The following is a 20,627-nucleotide window of genomic DNA, read 5'->3' as shown; positions in this document are numbered from 1 at the left end:
ATAGAATTATGATTATCGACGAACTAAAACATCTGAAAGACTATGAGTCGTTGAACCCATTGTTTTCAAAAGTTGTGGAGTTTATCAACCAGCACGACCTCAACACACTTGAGGAAGGCAAACATGAGATAGTGGGTAAAGACCTCTTTGTCAACATCCAGACAGCCAAAGGAAAGACACCCGACGAGGCTGTTATCGAAACCCACAATAAGATGATCGACATACAGATACCGCTCTCTGCTGCTGAAACATACGGATATACTCCCCGTGAAGCACTTCCGGAGGCTGCATATAACGAAGAGAAAGACATTACCAAAATACCCGGACTTGCTGCCGAGAGTTATGTGACAGCTCAGCCCGGATGTTTTGCCATCTTCTTCCCACAGGATGGTCATGCCCCGTGTATTGCAGGTGTAGATGAAATAAAGAAAGCCATTTTTAAAGTTAAAGCCTAATATCATCATGACAACAAATAAAACTACAAAATCCAAAGCCGGAGCAAAGACTGCGGCAAAGAGAACGACACGTAAAAGTGTGAAACAGGAAAACAAGCATATTGGTCTGGTAAAAAATGACTCTTGGCTTGAACCCTACGAGGATGCCATTCGTGGAAGACATGAGCATGCCCTATGGAAAATCGCCCAGTTGACGAGAAACGGGAAAAAGACTCTTTCTGATTTTGCATCAGGACACCTCTATTTCGGACTTCATAAGCTTGCAAAAGGCTGGGTGTTCCGTGAATGGGCACCTAATGCAACAGAAATATACCTCATCGGAGATTTCAACAACTGGCAGGAATCACCCAAATATAAATGCAAACGTATTGAAGGTACAGGAAACTGGGAACTCAAACTCTCGGAAAAGGCCATTAAACATGGAGACCTTTATAAAATGAAAGTCAAATGGAATGGTGGAGAGGGTGAACGCATACCAGCATGGTGTCAACGTGTGGTACAAGACGAACAGACCAAGATTTTCTCAGCACAGGTGTGGAACCCTGAACATCCTTATGTCTTTAAGAAAAAGACCTTTAAGCCTGACATTTCACCATTGTTTATCTATGAATGCCACATTGGAATGGGACAAGATGCCGAAAAGGTTGGCTCTTATCGTGAATTTCAGGAAAACGTATTGCCACGTGTTAAGAAAGATGGATATAATGCCATTCAGGTTATGGCCATCCAGGAACATCCCTACTATGGATCCTTTGGATACCATGTATCATCATTCTTTGCACCTTCAAGTCGTTTCGGAACTCCTGACGAATTAAAGGAAATGATTGATACTGCCCATAAAATGGGTATTGCGGTCATCATAGATGTTGTTCATTCGCACGCTGTGAAAAACGAAGTTGAAGGACTCGGAAATCTTGCAGGAGATCCCAATCAATACTTTTATCCTGGTGAACGTCATGAACATCCAGCATGGGACTCTTTGTGTTTTGACTACGGAAAGGATGACGTCTTACACTTCTTACTCTCCAATTGCAAATATTGGCTGGAAGAATACCATTTCGACGGCTTCCGCTTCGATGGAGTTACGTCTATGCTGTATTACTCTCACGGACTTGGGGAAGCATTTACAGGCTATGGAGATTACTTCAACGGACATGAGGATGACAATGCGATCTGCTATCTGACATTGGCCAACAAACTGATTCACGAAGTTAATCCCAAGGCAATAACGATTGCCGAAGAAGTATCGGGTATGCCAGGACTTGCCGCACGTTTTGAAGACGGTGGGTATGGTTTCGACTACAGAATGGCTATGAACATTCCTGACTATTGGATTAAGACCATTAAGGAAGTAAGGGATGAGGATGTCAACGTTTGTAGCATTTTCTGGGAAGTGAAGAACAGACGACCGGACGAGAAAACCATATCTTATTGTGAAAGCCATGATCAGGCTCTTGTGGGAGATAAAACCATCATCTTCAGACTCATAGATGCCGATATGTATTGGCATTTCAAGAAAGGCGACGAAAACGAAATAGTTCGAAGGGGTATCGCGCTACATAAGATGATTCGACTGGTGACACTTGGAGCTATAAATGGCGGTTACCTCAATTTTATGGGTAACGAGTTCGGACATCCAGAATGGATTGACTTCCCGCGTGAAGGAAATGGATGGTCGTACAAATATGCAAGACGCCAATGGAATCTTGTAGATAACAAAGAACTCTGCTACCACTGGCTTGGTGATTTTGACCGCAGAATGTTGGAAGTGGTCAAGAGCCAACGAAATTTCCAGAACACACCCGTAACAGAAATTTGGCATAATGATGGAGATCAGGTGCTTTGCTTTATGAGAGGCGACCTTGTCTTTGTATTCAATTTCTCTCCAACACACTCCTATACTGACTATGGATTCCTTGTACCTACAGGTTCCTATGAAGTAGTGCTCAACACAGATGCCAAGGAGTTTGGTGGTAATGGATTCGCAGATGACACGATGACTCACATGACCAACTACGATGAACTCTATGTGAAAGACCGCAAAGAGTGGCTCAAGCTCTATCTACCAGCCAGATCAGCTGTGGTGCTCAGAAAACTGTAAGTGGAACAAAGGTAAAACAACCACACCTCTGCATACTTATGAAATACAATATCCGCCGTATTTGGCTGATTCTCTCACATGTGACCATACTGATGCTTGTCATCGGTATGGTCGCAGGATCTTCTGACGTGAAGCAATATGCAAAACAGATGGAAGCCCTGATGAATAAGGGAGATTATGATGCAGCACTTCAAATTGGATGCAAATCAGACAAGACTGATTCACTACTGACAGCCCTTAGAGTTGAAGCGCTTTATCAACAGCATCGATTAGGAGATGAACTGTTTACTTATCCCATTTCCGGGTCAGGTAGGGATATGAAACACTGCGGAGGCGATAAAATGTTATGTGGCTATTTGATAGATTGTCAACTTGACCAATTTGTCAAATTACTTCCAACATACTATCCAATTAACAGCAGTTTGCCCAAACACTACCAAGAAGCCCTCGTTCTATATAAACATCTGCGTGCACAACCGATCATCGTGTTCAATAATCTTGCTATGGAGGCAGATTTTGACGAGATGAAAAGTCTTCAGCAAAGATATCCTAAGCAACGCGAATGGCTTATCAATATGCAGACCAACTATAAAGATACCTATTGGTATTATTATTTCTGCGGAAAAGCAATCAATAAATTACAAAACAGATAATCAGACTTTGTAATTCGTCTGCTTCATGTATCATGATTCATTCGGGATGCCCTCGGTTTAATTTGTATTTTGCGTACCCCCAATACTTAACAATTGACTTATTTTACGCGTGTAAAACCTATTGAATCTGAGTTGTTATGAACTTGATGAGGTATTGAAACGTCTTACCTCTTCATTACAAATTAATGGTGTAGGGTGTGCTCACAAAAAAACAATTGGGAGAAACGCTTAACTCGTCTCTCCCAATTTACAGTGGCTAATCTATATATGTGTTTGTGAGATAGATTGCTGTGAACTTATACAATACCCTGACTCATCATAGCTGATGCAACCTTCATGAAGCCTGCAACATTGGCACCCTTCACATAGTTGATGTATCCGTCAGCACCAGTACCGTATTTCACGCAGTTTTCGTGAATATCGTTCATAATACGCTTCAGGTAGTTGTCAACCTCTTCAGCGGTCCAACTCAGACGCTCTGAGTTCTGAGACATTTCAAGACCAGATACTGATACACCACCAGCGTTTGAAGCTTTTCCCGGAGCATAAAGCAACTTGTTGTCTTGGAAAATCTTGATAGCCTCAGGAAGTGAAGGCATGTTTGCACCTTCTGCCACGGCAATTACGCCATTGTCAACAAGAGCCTGTGCCTGTTCGCCGTTAATCTCGTTTTGGGTAGCGCAAGGAAGGGCAATATCAGCCTTCTCATGCCAAGGACGCTCGCCAGCATGATAAACAGCATTGGGATATTCTTCTGCATACTCTTTGATACGACCACGCTCAACATTCTTCAGCTCTTTCACATAAGCCAGCTTTTCAGCGTCAATTCCATCGGGATCGAAGATGTAGCCATCTGAGTCTGACAAGGTGAGTACTGTGGCTCCCAACTGGATGCACTTCTCTGTAGCATACTGAGCCACATTACCAGAACCAGAAATCAGAACCTTCTTGCCTTTCAGCTCGATGCCGCGAGTAGCCAGCATAGAAGTCAGAAAATATACTGTACCGTAACCTGTTGCTTCAGGACGAATCAATGAACCTCCGAAGGGGATACCCTTACCGGTAAGTACACCTTGGAACTGATGGGTGAGCTTCTTGTACTGTCCAAAGAGGTAACCCACTTCACGACCACCAACACCGATGTCACCAGCAGGAACGTCTTCATCAGGACCGATTACTCGATACAGTTCGTTCATGAATGCTTGACAGAAGCGCATAACCTCTGCATCGCTCTTGCCACGTGGAGAGAAATCGGAACCACCTTTGGCACCACCCATAGGAAGTGTTGTCAGCGAGTTCTTGAAAGTCTGTTCAAAAGCGAGAAACTTCAGAATTCCCAGATTTACACTCTTGTGGTAACGCAGACCGCCTTTGTACGGACCAATGGCGTTGTTGTGTTGGATGCGATATCCCATGTTGGTCTGAACATTTCCCTTATCGTCAACCCATGTGATGCGGAATTCGTAAACGCGATCGGGCACGCAAAGACGCTCAATCAGATTAGCTTTCTCAAATTCAGGGTGCTTGTTGTACTCTTCCTCAATAGTTGGAAGTACCTGACTTACGGCCTGAATGTACTCAGGCTCATTGGGAAATCTTTGTTTCAGATTTTCTACAACTTGTGCTGCATTCATAATTTTTTCTTTTTTGGTTAAATTATAACGTTTTTTCTACTTCTTTTTTGTTTTCGGTTGCAAAATTACATCAAAAATCTGAAATACCAAACAAATTATCAAAAAATATACTATATTTCTTTCTTTTTGTAGCAAATATGTATAAAAACAGAAAAAAACATTGCTTTTTCGCCTGTTTGGGAGCACAATAAGAAAAAAGCACCATCTTACCTTTGAAAGGTAGATGATGCCTTAGTATTCATATATTGGAGTAAGAAGGTGAAGATTATATCTTTTGGATAGTCAATTCACTTTTTCCTTCCTCTTTGCTTATTGATATGGTACTGTTAGCCTCCAGTTCCCCATCGATGATAAGTTCTGCAATACCATCTTCTATATAGTTCTGAATCGCACGTTTCAATGGACGCGCACCAAATTGCACATCATAGCCGCGTTCTGCAACAAAAGCCTTGGCTTCGTCGGTTATCTGCACTTGATAGCCGAGTGCTTCCATACGTTTGAAAAGTCCGCGTAGTTCGATGTCGATGATTTTCTTAATAGCCTCTAAATCCAACTGCTCAAAGGTGATAATCTCGTCCATGCGGTTCAGAAACTCTGGTGAGAACTGTTTAGACAATGCTTTCTGCACAATACTGCGCGCATGTTCCTTATCCTGGTCATTGAGCATGAATGAACTGTTTCCTGCTGTGTTAAAGCCTACACCCCGACCGAAATCCTTCAGTTGGCGTGTACCTGCATTAGAGGTCATAATGATAACCGTATTGCGGAAATCCACAAAGCGTCCGTTACCATCAGTCAGACGACCTTCGTCGAGAACTTGAAGCAAGAGGTTGAAAACGTTACTATGTGCCTTTTCAATCTCATCAAGTAGTACGATGGAGTAGGGACGACGACGAACGCGTTCGGTCAACTGACCACCTTCCTCGTAACCAACGTAACCTGGAGGTGCACCAACCAGTCTGGACACGTTGAACGATTCGGTATATTCACTCATGTCAACACGAATGAGCGCATCACTACTGCCGAACATAAATTCTGCGAGTTTCTTCGCCAGATAGGTTTTACCTACTCCCGTAGGACCAATGAACATGAACACGCCGATAGGATGGTTAGGTTCTTTCAGTCCCACCCGGTTGCGCATGATTGCTTTTACCATCTTATCGATGGCTTTGTCTTGTGCCACAACCTCTTCCTGCAGTTTCAGGTTCATGCCTTTCAATCGGATACCTTCGGCTTGCGCTAAGCGTTGTACAGGAACACCAGTCATGATCGAAACAACGTCTTGTACATCCTTAAGACTGACATTCTGGCGGTCTATGTCTTCACCATTCTGCCAATTAGTATTAAGGGCATCCAGTTCCTGTTGAAGTTGCGCTTCTCGATCACGATGACTGGCAGCCAATTCGTAATTCTGGTTTTTCACCGCTTGGCGTTTCTTTTCGCTTGCCTCCTTGAGTTGTTTTTCCTTTTCGATGATTTCTGCCGGAACTTGTGTGTTTGTCAAGTGCAGACGTGCCCCGACTTCATCCATTACATCAATGGCTTTATCCGGTTGTTGTCTGTCGCTGATGTATCGCTCCGTGAGACTAACGCATGCAGCAAGAGCCTCATCGGTATAGTTCACGTGATGATGCTTCTCGTAGTGATGCTTGATATTGTGAAGTATCTGAAGCGTCTCTGCGGGAGTATTCTGCTCTACTATGACTTTTTGGAATCGGCGTTCCAAAGCTCCATCCTTTTCGATGGAATTTCTATATTCGTCAAGTGTGGTAGCTCCGATACATTGTATCACACCACGTGCCAATGCTGGTTTGAGAATATTGGCAGCATCCATAGAGCCTGGTGTTGAACCAGCGCCTATGAGGGTATGGATTTCATCAATGAAGATGATGACATCATCATTCTGTTCGAGTTCCTTAATGAGCTGCCGTATGCGTTCTTCAAACTGTCCACGATATTTCGTACCAGCAACAACCCCTGTAAGATCAAGCGTTAATACACGTTTACCAAACAATAAAGGAGGGCATTTCTTGTTGGCGATGGCTTGTGCCAATCCTTCCACAATAGCGCTCTTTCCTACGCCAGGTTCACCAATCAGAATAGGGTTATTCTTCTTTCTGCGTCCCAGAATTTCCATGACCCGCATCATCTCTTTCTCTCGTCCCACAACCTCATCAAGTTTGTTGTTTCGAGCCTGAAGAGTCAGATCGGTTGAGAAATTATCGAGCATGGGAGTTTTCGATTTCTGTTTGTCTTGTTGTGTAGTGGTAGTATTTCCATTGCTTTGGTTAGAAGAATTAGCTTTTTTCTGCTCTTCTTCGAATTCTTCCTCAGGAAGTCCTACACCATTTGTGACATGGAGTAAAGAACGTATTTCTTCGTAGTTCATGTTGTTGGATTCCAAAATTTGTTTTGCACCATTGTTTGCCGCATCGTGCATGATGGCAAGCAACAGATGTTCTTCTTCCACTTGTTGACTGTGACCGAAACGTGCTTCAAGAACGGCCAGTTTCAAAATATTGTTAGCTTGTGGAGTGAGAATGATGTCAGACTGTTCTTCACTTATGGCAACTTTCTCGTTACGGGCAAGTTCCTCAAGTTTTTCCTTGACCGATTGACTGTCGATGCCGAGGCGATGAAACAGACTGTTGGTAGTGCTTTCGCGTAGGCGCATCATTCCCAGCAACAGGTGTTCTGGAGCCACACAACGGTTTGCGAGCCGTATGGCTTCTTCTCGCGAGTATGCGAGTATTTCTGATATCTTTTCTGAAAACTGATTTGTCATAACTGAAAACATGATTGCAAATAACGTGCCAACGATAACCTACACACAGTTTGTGGCAAATTCAGACATCCCTTTCTTATTATTAAAATTTATATAGTTTGGAGAGATGTTTTTTGTCCATGTGTTAACTGCCGAAATACAAATCCAGCTCGTGTATGGCTTGTTGGTTTTTATTGTCTAAGTCACGGATAATGCATCCGTGTTCGAGTAGAGCTATTCGTGTAGAAATATCTACTGTGTGCTGAAGATTGTGGCTTGAGATCAGTAGGGTTGCCTTGGTCTGTGCCACATAGTCAGTCAGTAAGTGTTTGAGTAGTGTCTGACTGCTCGGATCAAGGAAATTGAAGGGTTCGTCGAGGATGACGATGCTGGGACGTCTATATAGGGCAGATATAATACCCACCTTCTGCTTGTTACCAGCCGATAGGTTGCGGATTAGTTTCTTCTGTCCAAAAATCTCTCCTGCAGCAAAGTCAGTAAAATCTTCCATACGCTTCTCAGATTGTTCTTTGGTCATTCCTGACACTTTTCCCAAAAAGGCGAAATATTCTTCTGGCGTAAGAAAGTCTATCAGGAATCCCTCATCGATATAAGCGCCAACATGTTGTTTCCAATCTTCATTCTCACTGGGGTTAATGCCATCAATAGTGACAAAGCCGGAATCCGCTTTGAGCAAATCGAGCATGAGTCGGAATAGGGTAGTCTTGCCTGCACCATTGTTGCCAACGAGGCCGAGAATCTCTCCATCTGTTATTTCAAAGTATTCGATGGAAGAAGCTACTGTAGTTCCGAAATTCTTCTGAAGATTGTTTATGGTAATCATTGTTGATTTCTATTGGTTTTATCCTTGACTGTTATTTGTATTTTCGCTGCGCACAGCGTGTGCAACTTATTGAGAATGCAACACACCGCATGATAACGTGTGGTGTGCTGCATGATTTGTTTATACTAATCCGCGTCCGTGGCAGTTTTTGAATTTCTTACCCGAACCGCAAGGACATGGGTCGTTACGTCCTGGCATTTTTTCCTTGACGATAGGAGTACGTGGCTGTTGTGCACGTGTGTCGTGAGCGGCTGCCGCACGCATGTTAGGATCCCTCATCTGCTCCTGCTCAACGGTTGGTTTGTTTTCCGTGTATTGCTGGTGTGGACGTTGAGCTGGTTCTGGACCAGCCTCTTCCACTTGCTGCATTTCCGGAATAGTGGTGCGCATGAGTACAGAGACGATGCGATTGTTCATATCGTTAATCATGTTATCCCATACCTTTGCACTTTCCAACTTGAAGATGAGCAAGGGGTCTTTCTGTTCGTATGAAGCATTCTGTACCGAGTGACGAAGTTCGTCGAGTGCGCGGAGGTTTTCTTTCCATGCCTCATCGATGACGTGGAGCAACATTTGTTTTTCAAACTGCTTGACAATAGACTTCGATTTTGTTTCGTATGCTTCCTTTAGGTTGCAAGGAATCTGATAGAGTCGTCGTCCGTCAGTCAAAGGAACTGCTATTCTGTCAAAACGGTCACCTTGTTCGGTATAGACTTTCTCTATGACGGGTTGAGCAATCTCACAGATGTGTTCTGTCTTACGCTCAAAGGCTTCCATCACTTTCTTGTAGGAGTTTTCTTCCAGTTCTTCAAGATGTCCAGACTGCAGTTGTTCTTCGGTGAAAGGCACTTCCATGGCAAACAAACGAATGAAAGCTTCACGGCATCCTTCATAGTCGTTTTGCTCGATAGTAGTAGCAACACGGTCCCAAAGCATATTGGCAATATCCATTCCGATACGTTCTCCCATCAAGGCATGGCGACGTTTCTCATAGATAACGGTACGTTGACGGTTCATGACGTCATCATATTCCAAAAGACGTTTACGGATACCAAAGTTGTTTTCCTCTACCTTACGCTGTGCACGTTCAATCTGCTTGCTCATCATCGGACTCTCGATGCGTTCGCCTTCCTTGAAACCTAAGCGGTCCATAACAGAGGCAATACGTTCAGAACCAAACAGACGCATGAGCTTATCTTCAAGAGATACATAGAATACTGATGAACCTGGGTCTCCCTGACGTCCAGCACGTCCACGCAACTGACGGTCAACCCGTCGGCTTTCATGACGCTCAGTACCAATGATTGCCAGACCTCCTGCAGCTTTCACTTCTGCAGTCAGTTTGATGTCGGTACCACGTCCAGCCATGTTGGTTGCAATAGTCACGGCACCAAGCATACGTTCTTCTACGTGTTTATTACCTTCTTCATCAACAATCTCTACACGTCCCAAATTACTGCGTCCTGCCTCTGCCACAATGTCAGCCTCCTTGTGGTGGAGCTTGGCATTCAGGACTTGATGAGGAATCTTTCGCATATTGAGCATTTTAGAGAGCAATTCAGAGATTTCAACGGAGGTTGTACCTACAAGTACAGGGCGTCCGCTATTGCGCATTTCCTCAATTTCCTCAATGACAGCATTGTATTTCTCGCGTGCGGTTTTATAGATTCTGTCGTCCATATCCTTACGGATAACAGGACGGTTTGTTGGAATTTCAACAACATCGAGTTTGTAGATGTCCCAAAACTCACCTGCCTCGGTAGAAGCAGTACCTGTCATACCTGCGAGTTTATGGTACATACGAAAATAGTTTTGGAGTGTAATGGTGGCGAAGGTCTGTGTTGCAGCTTCCACTTTCACATGTTCCTTGGCTTCCACAGCCTGATGCAATCCATCGCTCCAACGGCGTCCTTCCATGATACGTCCGGTTTGCTCATCGACAATCTTCACTTCACCGTCAATCACAACATACTCATCATCTTTATTAAACATGGTGTATGCTTTGAGCAACTGCTGCAAGGTGTGTACGCGTTCGCTTTGGATAGCGTAATTGCTGAGCAACTCATCTTTCTTGGTCACGCGCTCTTCCTCAGAAAGGCTGCTATCTGCTTCAAGAGCCGACAGCTGTCCGGCGATATCGGGCAATACAAAGAGTTCTGAGTCATTCACCTGTTGGGCTAACCATGCCGTTCCTTTGTCGGTTAAGTCACATGAGTTCAGCTTTTCATCAACTACAAAGTACAGAGGTTCAACTGCTTCTGGCATGCGTCGGTTGTTGTTCTCCATGTAGGTATTCTCAGTATTCTGAAGTCCGGTTTTAATACCCTCTTCAGAGAGGAATTTGATGAGCGGTTTGTTTTTAGGGAGCGACTTGAACGAACGGAACAAGGCAAGGAAACCCTCTTCTGTGAGCTTCTTGTCACCTTTTGCTTGTCCTTCGCTGATTTTCTGCTTAGCCTCTGCCAAGTATTGTGTAGCAAGTTGACGCTGTACAGCCACGATTTTTTCTACGAGAGGCTGATATTCCTCAAACATCTGGTCGTCACCTTTAGGAACAGGACCAGAGATGATCAGAGGAGTACGTGCATCATCAATCAACACGCTATCTACCTCATCGACGATGGCATAGTTGTGTGCGCGCTGGACGAGGTCCTGTGGTGAGGTGGCCATATTATCACGCAGATAGTCGAAACCAAATTCGTTGTTGGTGCCGAAAGTAATGTCACACTGGTAAGCACGACGTCTTGCATCTGAGTTAGGCTGATGCTTGTCGATACAATCTACAGAAAGACCATGGAACATGTAAAGCGGTCCCATCCATTCAGAGTCACGCTTAGCTAGATAATCGTTGACAGTTACCACATGGACACCGTTTCCTGTCAGGGCATTAAGGAATACAGGAAGAGTGGCTACGAGGGTTTTACCTTCACCAGTTGCCATTTCGGCAATTTTTCCCTGATGGAGCACAGTACCACCAAACAGCTGTACATCATAGTGTACCATTTCCCATTTAAGGTCGTTTCCTCCTGCGGTCCAATGGTTGTGATAAATAGCTTTATCTCCGTCAATGGTAATAAAGTCTTTTCTTGGATCTGATGCCAGTTCGCGGTCGAAATCGGTTGCAGTAACAATTGTTTCTTCGTTTTCGGCAAATCGGCGTGCAGTTTCCTTGACGATGCTGAAAGCCTCAGGCATCGCTTCGTCAAGCTGTTTTTCAAAGATGTCGAGAACTTCTTTCTCCAGTTTGTCGATTTTGGCAAAGATGTCGGCACGTTCATCAATAGGTGTTTCTTCGATGGTATCTTTAAGTCTCTTGATTTCTGCTTTTTGTTCTTTGGCAGATTCCTGTATGCGTTTTTGTATGTCGCGAGTGCGTTGACGTAACTGGTCGTTGTCCAATTTCTGTATTTCAGGATATACGGCTTTAACCTTTTCCACCAACGGCTGGATGAGTTTCATATCTCTCGTCGATTTATTACCGAAGAGTGATGTCAATATTTTCGTTAAGTTCATATTTGTTTTGTTTCTTTTTCTTTGATTACTATTATTATTTTACGTAAAAACGCTTGCAAAGTTACTAATAATATTCCGTAAAGTTGCAAGTTAACTGATATTTATTGTCCGTCGTCTTTAGAAAAGAGGGACTGCCGAACAGGCATTAGGAGCCCTGATGCGTATGGAACGGGCTATTGTTGGAGCAATTCTGTCGGCTGTGACAGGTGTCTGTACGCGTTCGCTCCGGACACCGTCTCCGTAAATAATAATAGGGAAAGGAATGTTGTAAGCGCGTGATGTTGACTTTTCCAAGGTTTCCTCGTTAACGAGTTGCCAACCTGGAGTGATGTCAATAATCAAGTCACCGCATTTTTCTATATTAAATCCGTTGCGGATAGGTTCAAGCAGATGATTATCGCTTGTTAGCAACTGATTAGCAGTATAGACGTTACGTATTCCGGAAATTTGAAGGAGAAATTCCTGCGAACGCTCCATCAAGTCTCCGAGATTGATATTCTTTTGTCTTAAAGTCTGACGATTGAAGAATAGCTGATTATGGTAGCAATATTCTATGTATTGTGCTTGTCCGAAGATTGCACCAAGATACATGTTGAGAAGATTTGCCGTTCGGTTGATATAGAAATTTCCTGTTGGGATTCGGAAGCGTGCATTAGTAGCATGATCATCTTCTGTTTCCTCTCGATAGGCTGTTCCTGAAATCACAAATAGGATGCGGTATCTATTGAGATGTCCTTCTATTCCTTGGATGAGGGTTGAAATATTCTCATCGAGTTTTACATACGACTCCATCGTGCGACCAGCCTCATAGGTGAGGTTGATCAGGTCGGGTTTATCATCAATACCGATTCCTGCCTGTTTGACACATTCCAACACTGCAGTTGTAATTCCTGCATTGACGTCTGTTCCTGGCGCATATAGTCTGGAATAACCGGAAATCCATTTGTCGTAAGGCTGATAATACGTGGTGGATGTCCATTGGTTGTTATTGACCCACAATACTCCATCAGCTGCATGTCCGGCAGAAAGGATGGCTGCATCGGCAGTTGCTGCAAACGAATAGACCTTTCCGATACCATTGGTTGCAATCTTTAATTCATCTCCCAAAGTAGAAGTCCCTAGATGGTTAGGTGAATATCCAACCTTAGTATCGCGCACACATTGTTGTGGACGTAGGGTTTCTTTGTCGAGCCATTCAAAAGCTGTTATTCCGTGATAGTAGGGTGATGTTCCGGTCTGGACAGAGGCAATGGCTGATGCGCGGTCAACAGGTGAGAAATTGTACGCTCCATTCGTAAACACCATTCCGTGCTTCAACAATCTGTTGAATCCGTCTGGCCCATAAAGAGGAGCGTATGTTTCCAGAAAGTCAGTACGCAGTTGGTCTATTTGAATATTGACCACCAGTCTAGGAGCCTGTGCTATAAGTTGTGCTTGTGCTTCTGCTGTAAGCCCAAGCAAACTCATGAGTGTGATGTAGATATATCTATTCTTCATTTTGCAGGTTTCTGCTGCCTTTGTTCTGGCACTTTATTATTATTTTTTATATGTACGATACTTTGTAACAGCAAACATAATGCCAAACTCCAGATGCCTTCTGCATAATCCTGCCAAATTCCTCCAATAAGGAAGAATATAACAAGGACTAAGGCTATGTTCCAATAGATTGTTTTCTTTCCTCGAACAACCTTATAAAGAAAAAAAAGTGGGATAGGGTTGAAGAGCAGGATCTGCAGATTCAGGGTGGTCGTAGGATGCTCAGAGAAAAGCATCACAAAGAGCAACAGTCCGATGATTGACTGTATGGCGACCAACAGTATGTCCCAAGCTAACAGAATCTTATGTACTCGGCATTGAACAACAAATAGAGCTAACGCCAATAAGCTGATGATGATAGCGCATGCTGTTGGCGATAATGGAAACTCAGACTTTAACAGCTGAACACCAGCCGGAACAGCCACTCTTCGTTCTTTCACCAACGGACGATATTCGCCATTAGCGAAGATGCGTGCATGGTCAAAATCATACATGAGATTATTAGGCAAAAATTCTTGTTGCCTTTGGTCTGTCTTTATGTCAGAACGGATTCCCAACAGCATGTCATTGCCAAAAGCAGCCCATGGGTGACGTTTTGTCATCTCATGAATCATTTCACGATAGGTTGGCTGATAATTATCCCGTGGCTCATATATGAGCTTCCCGGAAATACATTGTTCTATAATATCGCGTGCCTTCGTAGTACAGTTGCTATAAAAGTAATTATAACGATAGATACGGTTTCCGTCCTGAAGATTATCTGCAAGTGCATTTTTCAAGCATAGCTTCTCTTCGGTAGTAAGATTGAGAACCTGTTCGGTAACCATGCTTCCAAAGCGTCGGTATTCCTCTTTAAATAAAGTATAGGGGTAAGCTCCTAATTCGTAGTCGGTCCATCCTAATACAAATCTTCCTATAAAGAAAGGCTTTCTGAAGTCAAAGACACCGTAATTGAAAGCGACATCAATGCCTTTAGGCCACAATTCATGATAGCGAATTGCAGTATGTCCGTAAAGACTGTATATTTCGTCGTGAGGCTGACAAGTTAGGAGACTGATTTCTACAGAATCCATTCGCTGGGCAAACAAGTCGGGCTGGCCTGTTGCGTTCGTATCCGACGCTTTTTCTTTGTTTTCATCTTCCACAGCAACAGTTCCGCTATTGCTTCCAACGGGGGCATAAGGTTGTGCCCATACTGCTTGCGACAATACCAGCGAGAGTGTTAAAAGTCCCCCTTTAAGAGCATTAAAAATGTTTTCTAAATGTTTCACGATGCAAAATTAACCTATATTTTCCACTTATCGTGCTTTTATTTCGTTTTTTTTCGATAATTTTGCAAGCCGTAATCGAAAAGATAAACAAAACAAATAGATGAAGAAGCTTTTTATAAATGGCATACTCCTTTTTGCCAGTGCCCTGACTGTTAGCGCTCAGAGTGGCACCAACTCGCCTTACAGCCAATATGGCCTCGGTATTTTGTCAGAACAGTCACAAGGGTTTAATCGTGGCATGAATGGTCTTGGCCTTGGCTTCCGCTACGGAAATCAGGTGAATACGCTCAACCCTGCATCGTATTCTGCAGCCGACTCCCTAACTATGATTTTTGACGTGGGGCTTTCCGGACAAATTACAAATTTTAAGGAAGGTAACACGAAGGTGAATGCCAAGAATGCTGATTTTGAATATGCAGTGGCTATGTTCCGTGCAATGCCCAGTTTGGGTATTAGTTTCGGTATCGTACCATTCACCAATGTAGGTTATTCCTATTCGCGCACCGATGTTGCCAGTTCTTCACTCTATAGTATAGAGACCCATAGCGGTAACGGCGGATTGCGTGAAGTATATGTCGGTGCCGGTTGGGAACCTGTTAAAGGATTTTCTGTCGGTGTCAACGCTGGCTATCTCTGGGGAAATACAGAGCGCAGCATTACCAACACCACCAACCAGTCTGCAGCCAATACCCTGAGCCGTATTTATTCAACAAGCGTCAATACCTACAAACTCGATTTTGGAGCGCAGTACCAACAGGCTTTAGGTAAGAAAGATGTACTGACCATTGGTGCAACATTCGGATTAGGTCATAAAATGGGAGGCGAGGCACAGCTGATCAATACCAATACCGATACCCAGAATAGTGTAATGACGTCAGACACGGCGACTATAGACGATGCTTTCAAGCTCCCAATGACATTGGGTCTTGGTTTTGCATGGTGTCACAACAAAACGCTCACAGTTGGTGCGGATTATTCTTTCCAGCGTTGGTCAAACATCGATTATCCTAAATACGAAAACAACAAATATCAACTTGTAAGCGGATTGCTCAACAACCGCCACAAGATGACTGTTGGACTTGATTGGATTCCAAGTGCATCCAACTGGACTTCCTTGAGTCTTAAGAATCTTCTTACGCACACCCACTATCGTTTTGGCGCATCTTACGCCACACCTTATTATAAAGTAAACGGACAAGATGGACCGAAAGAACTCAGCGTGAGTGCAGGTATGGGCATCCCATTGGTCAACAAATGGGGTAACCGTTCTGTTCTCAACATTAGTGTCCAATGGGCAAGACAGTCAGCCACCAATCTGATAACAGAAAATACCTTCCGCATCAATCTTGGCATTACCTTCAATGAGAAATGGTTTGCTAAGTGGAAAGTAGAATAAGTCTGTCTCAGAACATATAATAAACAAACAACACTTGTAAATTGATACTTAAGCGAAAATACCATTCTTCCAACATCTGGGCGGGCACTATGCTTGCCCTGCTGTTGTCTGTGGGGGCAGGGTCCTGCCAAAAGCCAAAAGACCATACTGCACCTGCTGTGCGTGACCGTGACTCTGTCTCGATGATGACAAGTTATGGTATCAACACCCTCATCAGCGACTCTGGTGTCATCAAATACCGCATCGTTACTGAACGGTGGGATGTCAATACCGTGAAGAACCCCAGTCGTTGGACTTTTGAAAAGGGCATTTTCCTTGAACAGTTTGATGAGAAGTTTCATGTAGAAGGTTATATACAGGCCGATACTGCGTGGTATTATGATCAAAAGAAATTGTGGGAACTGCGTGGAAGAGTGCGCATACGTAATGTAAACGGACTTATATTCAGAAGCGAAGAACTGTTCTGGGACGGTATTGCCCATGAATTCTATTCCCATAAATTTTCCAAGGTTATCACGCCCGAACGCGAAATGCAAGGCACGTATTTTCGGAGTGACGAACGCATGCAACGTTATGAAGTCACCAATAGTGTCGGTTCCTTCCTGGAGTCGGATATGAGTGGTGAAAGCGAGAACACTGCTCCCGACAAGCAGAAGACTGCCACACTTTCCGATACTGCCACTACACAACAGTCACAACGCCAACCGGCTGTCAGGCGTGCCGCAATGACCAAAACATCACAACCATGACAAATCTTATAGTAGGTATCATCATTACCATGATATTTTCAGCCTTCTTTTCAGGCATGGAAATAGCTTTCGTCTCCAGTAACAGACTTAGAGCGGAGATGGAACGGGAGAAAAACGGACTGGCAGACAAGGCCATTTCCTTCTTTTACCGCCACCCCAACGACTTTGTGAGCACCATGCTAGTGGGCAACAATATCGCTCTGGTAGTATATGGTATTCTCTTTGCAGCAATATTCGACAACACCTTGTTTGCCTCACTTAATGACGGAAGTCGTGTCACGGCCGACACGCTGTTATCCACAGTCATTGTGCTCTTTACAGGAGAATTTCTGCCCAAGACGATATTCAAGGCGAGTCCCAATACGATGCTGCGATTCTTTGCTGTTCCTACCATGGCGTGCTACGTCACACTCTTTCCCATCTCGCGTTTTGCCACAGTACTATCAAAAGGTCTGCTGCGGTTGTCAGGACAGAAGATCGACAACGATAGTGCCGACAAGGCATTTACAAAAGTAGATTTGGACTATCTCGTACAGGCCAGCATAGACAATGCTCCTGACGAACAACAGATTGAAGAGGTCAAGATCTTCCATAATGCACTCGACTTCTCTGATACCAAGGTACGCGACTGTATGGTTCCCCGCACAGAGATAGAATCGGTGGATATAGAGAAGGCATCGATGGACCAGCTGAAAAGCAGATTCATAGAAAGTGGTCACTCCAAGATTGTGGTCTATCGTGAAGATATTGACCACGTCATCGGTTATGTCCATTCATCAGATCTTTTCAGAATAGGCGCTAAAATCGTGGGCGAAGACCCGATTCCAAGTAGCATGATCCGCGAAATGCCATATGTTCCGGAAACGATGGCAGCAAGCAAACTGATGCACACATTCCTTCAAGAAAAGAAATCATTGGCAGTGGTCATCGATGAATTCGGTGGCACCAGTGGCCTTGTGTCGCTTGAAGACATTGTTGAGGAAATCTTCGGTGATATTGAAGACGAGCATGACAACATGCACTATGTGGCAAAACAGTTGGGTGAAGGCGAATATATGCTTTCTGCCCGACTGGAAATAGAAAAGGTCAACGAGATGTTCTCCCTCGACCTGCCCGAAAGCGACGACTATATGACAGTCGGAGGCCTCATTCTTCATGAATATCAAAGTTTTCCGAAACTCAATGAAGTGGTCAAAATCGGGCATTTTGAATTCAAGATAGTAAAAAATACCATGACAAAGATAGAACTTGTAAGGTTGAAAGTAGAAGAATAACGATTCTAAACTACACTTTTTTGTGATTATCTTTCGTTTAATGACTATTTTTTACTAACTTTGTACGCTAAAAGCGGAAACATGACCCACAAGTTGCACATCTTTGCCTATACTGACAGCATGGCAGAAAAAGACAAGTGGAACATGTCAATGAAAAACTTAGAGCAATAACAAAAAAAATAAAATAATTAAAAAACAATGGCAGTAATTGGAAAAATCAGAAGCTGGGGACCTGTCCTCGCCACCGTGATTGGATTGGCCCTCTTTGCTTTTATCGCCGAAGAAATGTTTCGCTCTTGCGAAGCAACAAACAACGAGAAACGTCAACAAGTCGGCGAAGTGTTAGGTAAGAAAGTGTCCGTTCAGGACTTTCAGGCAATGGTCGACGAGTATCAGGAAGTAATCAAGATGACCCAAGGTCGCGAAAGCCTTTCTGACGATGAACTCAATCAGCTGAAAGACCAAATCTGGCAGGAAGTGGTCAATACCACCATCCTGGAGAAAGAGGCCAACGAATTAGGTCTGACCGTTACCGATGCAGAACTTCAGAATATTCTGAAGGCCGGTACCAACCCCATGTTGGCTCAGACTCCTTTCATCAACCAGCAGACAGGACGTTTCGACGTAACCCAGCTCACCAAATTCCTTGATGAGTATAAGAAAATGCAGTCACAGCCACAACAGCAACAGGTTGCAGAGCAGTACAAGAAGATCTACGACTATTGGAAATTCATCGAGAAGCAGCTGCGTCAGCAGACGCTGATGATGAAATACCAGAGCCTCCTGGGTCATTGCCTGCTGTCTAACCCTGTTTCAGCAAAGATGGCTTTCGATGATAACAATATTGAAAGCAACATCACCTTGGCTGCCATCCCATACACCTCTATCAAAGACAACGAGGTGAAGATTGCCGACAGCGATCTGAAGGCTAAGTATGACGAGATGAAGGAAATGTTCAAACAGACCGTTGAAAGCCGCGACATCAAGTATGTTGACTTTCAGGTTCTCCCTTCAAAGACTGACCGTGCTGTGCTGAACAAGACCATGAGCGAAGCCAAGCTGAAACTTGAAAGCGGAATGACTCCTTCTGAAGTTGTTCGCAAAGCTCGGTCACAGGTTGCCTACACAGGCATTGCAGCCACCAAGCGTGCATTCCCAGCTGATGTAGCTGCCAAACTTGACTCTATGGCTGTAGGTCAGACCTCTGCTGTTTTCGAAACAAGCTATGACAACACCTTGAACGTCATCAAGCTCATCGCTAAAGTAGAACAGCCAGACTCTATCGAGTTCCGCATGATTCAGGTAGGCGACGAAACAGCTGAAGCTGCAAAGCGTGCAGACAGCGTTTATACAGCCTTGAAGGGTAATGCTGATTTTGAAGCCCTCGCTAAGAAGTATGGTCAGACTGGTCAGAAGACATGGATGACTTCTGCCATGTACGAAAGTGCACAGACGCTCGATGCTGATACGAAGGCATACATCGCAGCCCTCAACAACACTGCTGTTGGCGAGGTAGTGAAGCTCAGTCTCTCACAGGCTAATATGGTACTTCAAGTGACCAACCGCAAGGCGATGACCACCAAATATGATGTTGCCATCATCAAGCACACTATTGATTTCTCTAAGGAAACCTACAACCAGGCATACAACAAGTTCAGCCAGTTTGTCAGTGAAAACAAAACACTGGAGGGACTGGAGAAGAATGCTCAGAAATTTGGTTTCAAAGTGATGGAGCGTCAGGATATGGTCAATTCAGAGCACTATGTGGCAGGCGTACGCTCAACACGTGAAGCTATGAAATGGGTATTTGATGCTAAGCCAGGCGATGTTTCACCACTCTACGAATGTGGAAACAACGACCACATGATGGTTATTGCGCTGACCAAGATTCACCGTGTAGGCTATCGTAGCCTTGACGACGTGAAAGACATGGTACGTCAGGAAGTCATCCGCGATAAGAAGTTTGAAGTTGCCGCTGCTAAGTTGAATGGTGTTAAATCCATTGCCGCTGCCAAGCAGAAGGGTGCTGTCATCAGCAATGTTGACCAGATCACATTCTCTGCTCCTGCATTCGTACAGAGCACAGGTGCCAGCGAGCCAGCTTTGAGTGGTGCAGTTTCAGCTGTTAAGCAGGGACAGATGTGTCAGGCTCCTGTCAAGGGCAATGGTGGTGCTTACATCTTCCAAGTGACTAAGCGCAGTCTGCAGGCAGGTGCTAAGTTTGACGTGAAGCAGCAGATGGCGATGCTTCAGCAGATGGCAATGCGTGCAGCAGGACGTTACATGCAGGAACTCAACCAGAAGGCTGAAGTAGTTGACAACCGCTACCTCTTCTTCTAAAAGTAGAAACTGGAAGATAATATTTAAGCCCCATACCTTGAAGGTATGGGGCTTATTTTTTTGTAATCGATGTGTGGCAGGATCAAGCGAAATGTTT

Annotated in this window: 13 protein-coding genes; 7 read left to right on the top strand and 6 right to left on the bottom strand. The window is 44.2% G+C overall.

Features of this window, described 5'->3' with window-relative positions; genetic code table 11:
* Positions 1-8: 8 nt before the first annotated feature.
* Genes CIK90_RS04245 through CIK90_RS04235 form a run of 3 tightly spaced genes read left to right on the top strand, consistent with a single transcriptional unit; the run spans position 9 to position 3,209 of the window.
* Positions 9-455 carry a YhcH/YjgK/YiaL family protein gene (locus CIK90_RS04245; RefSeq protein WP_094389951.1) on the top strand — a complete coding sequence of 149 codons (447 nt, stop codon included), beginning with the start codon at positions 9-11 and terminating at the stop codon, positions 453-455.
* A gap of 7 nt (positions 456-462) precedes the next feature.
* Positions 463-2,556: an alpha amylase C-terminal domain-containing protein gene (locus tag CIK90_RS04240; protein WP_094464431.1), complete on the top strand. Its 2,094-nt coding sequence runs from the start codon at positions 463-465 to the stop codon at positions 2,554-2,556.
* Between the two features lie 38 nt (positions 2,557-2,594).
* Positions 2,595-3,209 carry a DUF6057 family protein gene (locus CIK90_RS04235; RefSeq protein WP_094464430.1) on the top strand — a complete coding sequence of 205 codons (615 nt, stop codon included), beginning with the start codon at positions 2,595-2,597 and terminating at the stop codon, positions 3,207-3,209.
* 296 nt (positions 3,210-3,505) lie between these two features.
* Here the strand turns inward: CIK90_RS04235 and CIK90_RS04230 are convergent, their stop codons facing one another.
* From CIK90_RS04230 to CIK90_RS04205, 6 genes are all read right to left on the bottom strand, one after another.
* Positions 3,506-4,843 carry an NADP-specific glutamate dehydrogenase gene (locus tag CIK90_RS04230; protein WP_094389954.1) on the bottom strand — a complete coding sequence of 446 codons (1,338 nt, stop codon included), beginning with the start codon at positions 4,841-4,843 and terminating at the stop codon, positions 3,506-3,508.
* Positions 4,844-5,108: 265 nt separating this feature from the next.
* Positions 5,109-7,628, bottom strand: a complete 2,520-nt coding sequence (locus tag CIK90_RS04225) for an ATP-dependent Clp protease ATP-binding subunit (RefSeq protein WP_094389955.1) — start codon at positions 7,626-7,628, stop codon at positions 5,109-5,111.
* A gap of 124 nt (positions 7,629-7,752) precedes the next feature.
* The gene (locus CIK90_RS04220) at positions 7,753-8,451 is read right to left on the bottom strand and encodes an ABC transporter ATP-binding protein (protein WP_094389956.1); all 699 of its coding nucleotides are present in this window, start codon (positions 8,449-8,451) and stop codon (positions 7,753-7,755) included.
* 120 nt (positions 8,452-8,571) lie between these two features.
* On the bottom strand, positions 8,572-11,964 hold the full coding sequence (secA, locus tag CIK90_RS04215) for a preprotein translocase subunit SecA (RefSeq protein ID WP_094464429.1): 3,393 nt from the start codon (positions 11,962-11,964) through the stop codon (positions 8,572-8,574).
* A 117-nt stretch (positions 11,965-12,081) separates the two neighbouring features.
* Positions 12,082-13,461, bottom strand: coding sequence for an alkaline phosphatase family protein (locus CIK90_RS04210; RefSeq protein ID WP_094464428.1), 1,380 nt, complete (start codon positions 13,459-13,461; stop codon positions 12,082-12,084).
* Positions 13,458-14,771, bottom strand: a complete 1,314-nt coding sequence (locus tag CIK90_RS04205; RefSeq protein ID WP_094389959.1) for a DUF4105 domain-containing protein — start codon at positions 14,769-14,771, stop codon at positions 13,458-13,460. Before CIK90_RS04205 ends, CIK90_RS04210 begins: the two co-directional genes overlap by 4 nt.
* 100 nt (positions 14,772-14,871) lie before the next feature.
* Here CIK90_RS04205 and CIK90_RS04200 point away from each other — a divergent pair, with 100 nt between their 5' ends.
* The 4 genes from CIK90_RS04200 to CIK90_RS04185 all read left to right on the top strand — a co-directional run bounded on the left by CIK90_RS04200 (position 14,872) and on the right by CIK90_RS04185 (position 20,530).
* On the top strand, positions 14,872-16,167 hold the full coding sequence (locus tag CIK90_RS04200) for a hypothetical protein (protein WP_094389960.1): 1,296 nt from the start codon (positions 14,872-14,874) through the stop codon (positions 16,165-16,167).
* An 89-nt stretch (positions 16,168-16,256) separates the two neighbouring features.
* Complete coding sequence (gene lptC, locus CIK90_RS04195) at positions 16,257-16,916, top strand: LPS export ABC transporter periplasmic protein LptC (protein WP_094464427.1); 660 nt, start codon at positions 16,257-16,259, stop codon at positions 16,914-16,916.
* Positions 16,913-18,190: a hemolysin family protein gene (locus CIK90_RS04190; protein WP_094389962.1), complete on the top strand. Its 1,278-nt coding sequence runs from the start codon at positions 16,913-16,915 to the stop codon at positions 18,188-18,190. Before lptC ends, CIK90_RS04190 begins: the two co-directional genes overlap by 4 nt.
* A 198-nt stretch (positions 18,191-18,388) precedes the next feature.
* The gene (locus CIK90_RS04185) at positions 18,389-20,530 is read left to right on the top strand and encodes a peptidylprolyl isomerase (RefSeq protein WP_094464426.1); all 2,142 of its coding nucleotides are present in this window, start codon (positions 18,389-18,391) and stop codon (positions 20,528-20,530) included.
* Positions 20,531-20,627 lie beyond the last annotated feature (97 nt).

The organism is Prevotella sp. P5-126 (assembly GCF_002251185.1).
Taxonomy (GTDB): domain Bacteria; phylum Bacteroidota; class Bacteroidia; order Bacteroidales; family Bacteroidaceae; genus Prevotella.
The sequence above is the reverse complement of the archived record's forward strand: the minus strand, read 5'-3'. Positions and strand labels throughout refer to the sequence as shown.

Excerpts from the sequence above, each read along its gene's own strand:
- CIK90_RS04245 (WP_094389951.1), top strand. The coding sequence starts at position 9 with ATGATTATCGACGAACTAAAACATCTGAAAGACTATGAGTCGTTGAAC.
- CIK90_RS04210 (WP_094464428.1), bottom strand. The coding sequence starts at position 13,461 with ATGAAGAATAGATATATCTACATCACACTCATGAGTTTGCTTGGGCTT.
- CIK90_RS04240 (WP_094464431.1), top strand. The coding sequence starts at position 463 with ATGACAACAAATAAAACTACAAAATCCAAAGCCGGAGCAAAGACTGCG.
- CIK90_RS04200 (WP_094389960.1), top strand. The coding sequence starts at position 14,872 with ATGAAGAAGCTTTTTATAAATGGCATACTCCTTTTTGCCAGTGCCCTG.
- secA (WP_094464429.1), bottom strand. The coding sequence starts at position 11,964 with ATGAACTTAACGAAAATATTGACATCACTCTTCGGTAATAAATCGACG.
- CIK90_RS04225 (WP_094389955.1), bottom strand. The coding sequence starts at position 7,628 with ATGACAAATCAGTTTTCAGAAAAGATATCAGAAATACTCGCATACTCG.
- CIK90_RS04230 (WP_094389954.1), bottom strand. The coding sequence starts at position 4,843 with ATGAATGCAGCACAAGTTGTAGAAAATCTGAAACAAAGATTTCCCAAT.
- CIK90_RS04185 (WP_094464426.1), top strand. The coding sequence starts at position 18,389 with ATGGCAGTAATTGGAAAAATCAGAAGCTGGGGACCTGTCCTCGCCACC.
- CIK90_RS04235 (WP_094464430.1), top strand. The coding sequence starts at position 2,595 with ATGAAATACAATATCCGCCGTATTTGGCTGATTCTCTCACATGTGACC.
- CIK90_RS04190 (WP_094389962.1), top strand. The coding sequence starts at position 16,913 with ATGACAAATCTTATAGTAGGTATCATCATTACCATGATATTTTCAGCC.
- lptC (WP_094464427.1), top strand. The coding sequence starts at position 16,257 with ATGCTTGCCCTGCTGTTGTCTGTGGGGGCAGGGTCCTGCCAAAAGCCA.
- CIK90_RS04220 (WP_094389956.1), bottom strand. The coding sequence starts at position 8,451 with ATGATTACCATAAACAATCTTCAGAAGAATTTCGGAACTACAGTAGCT.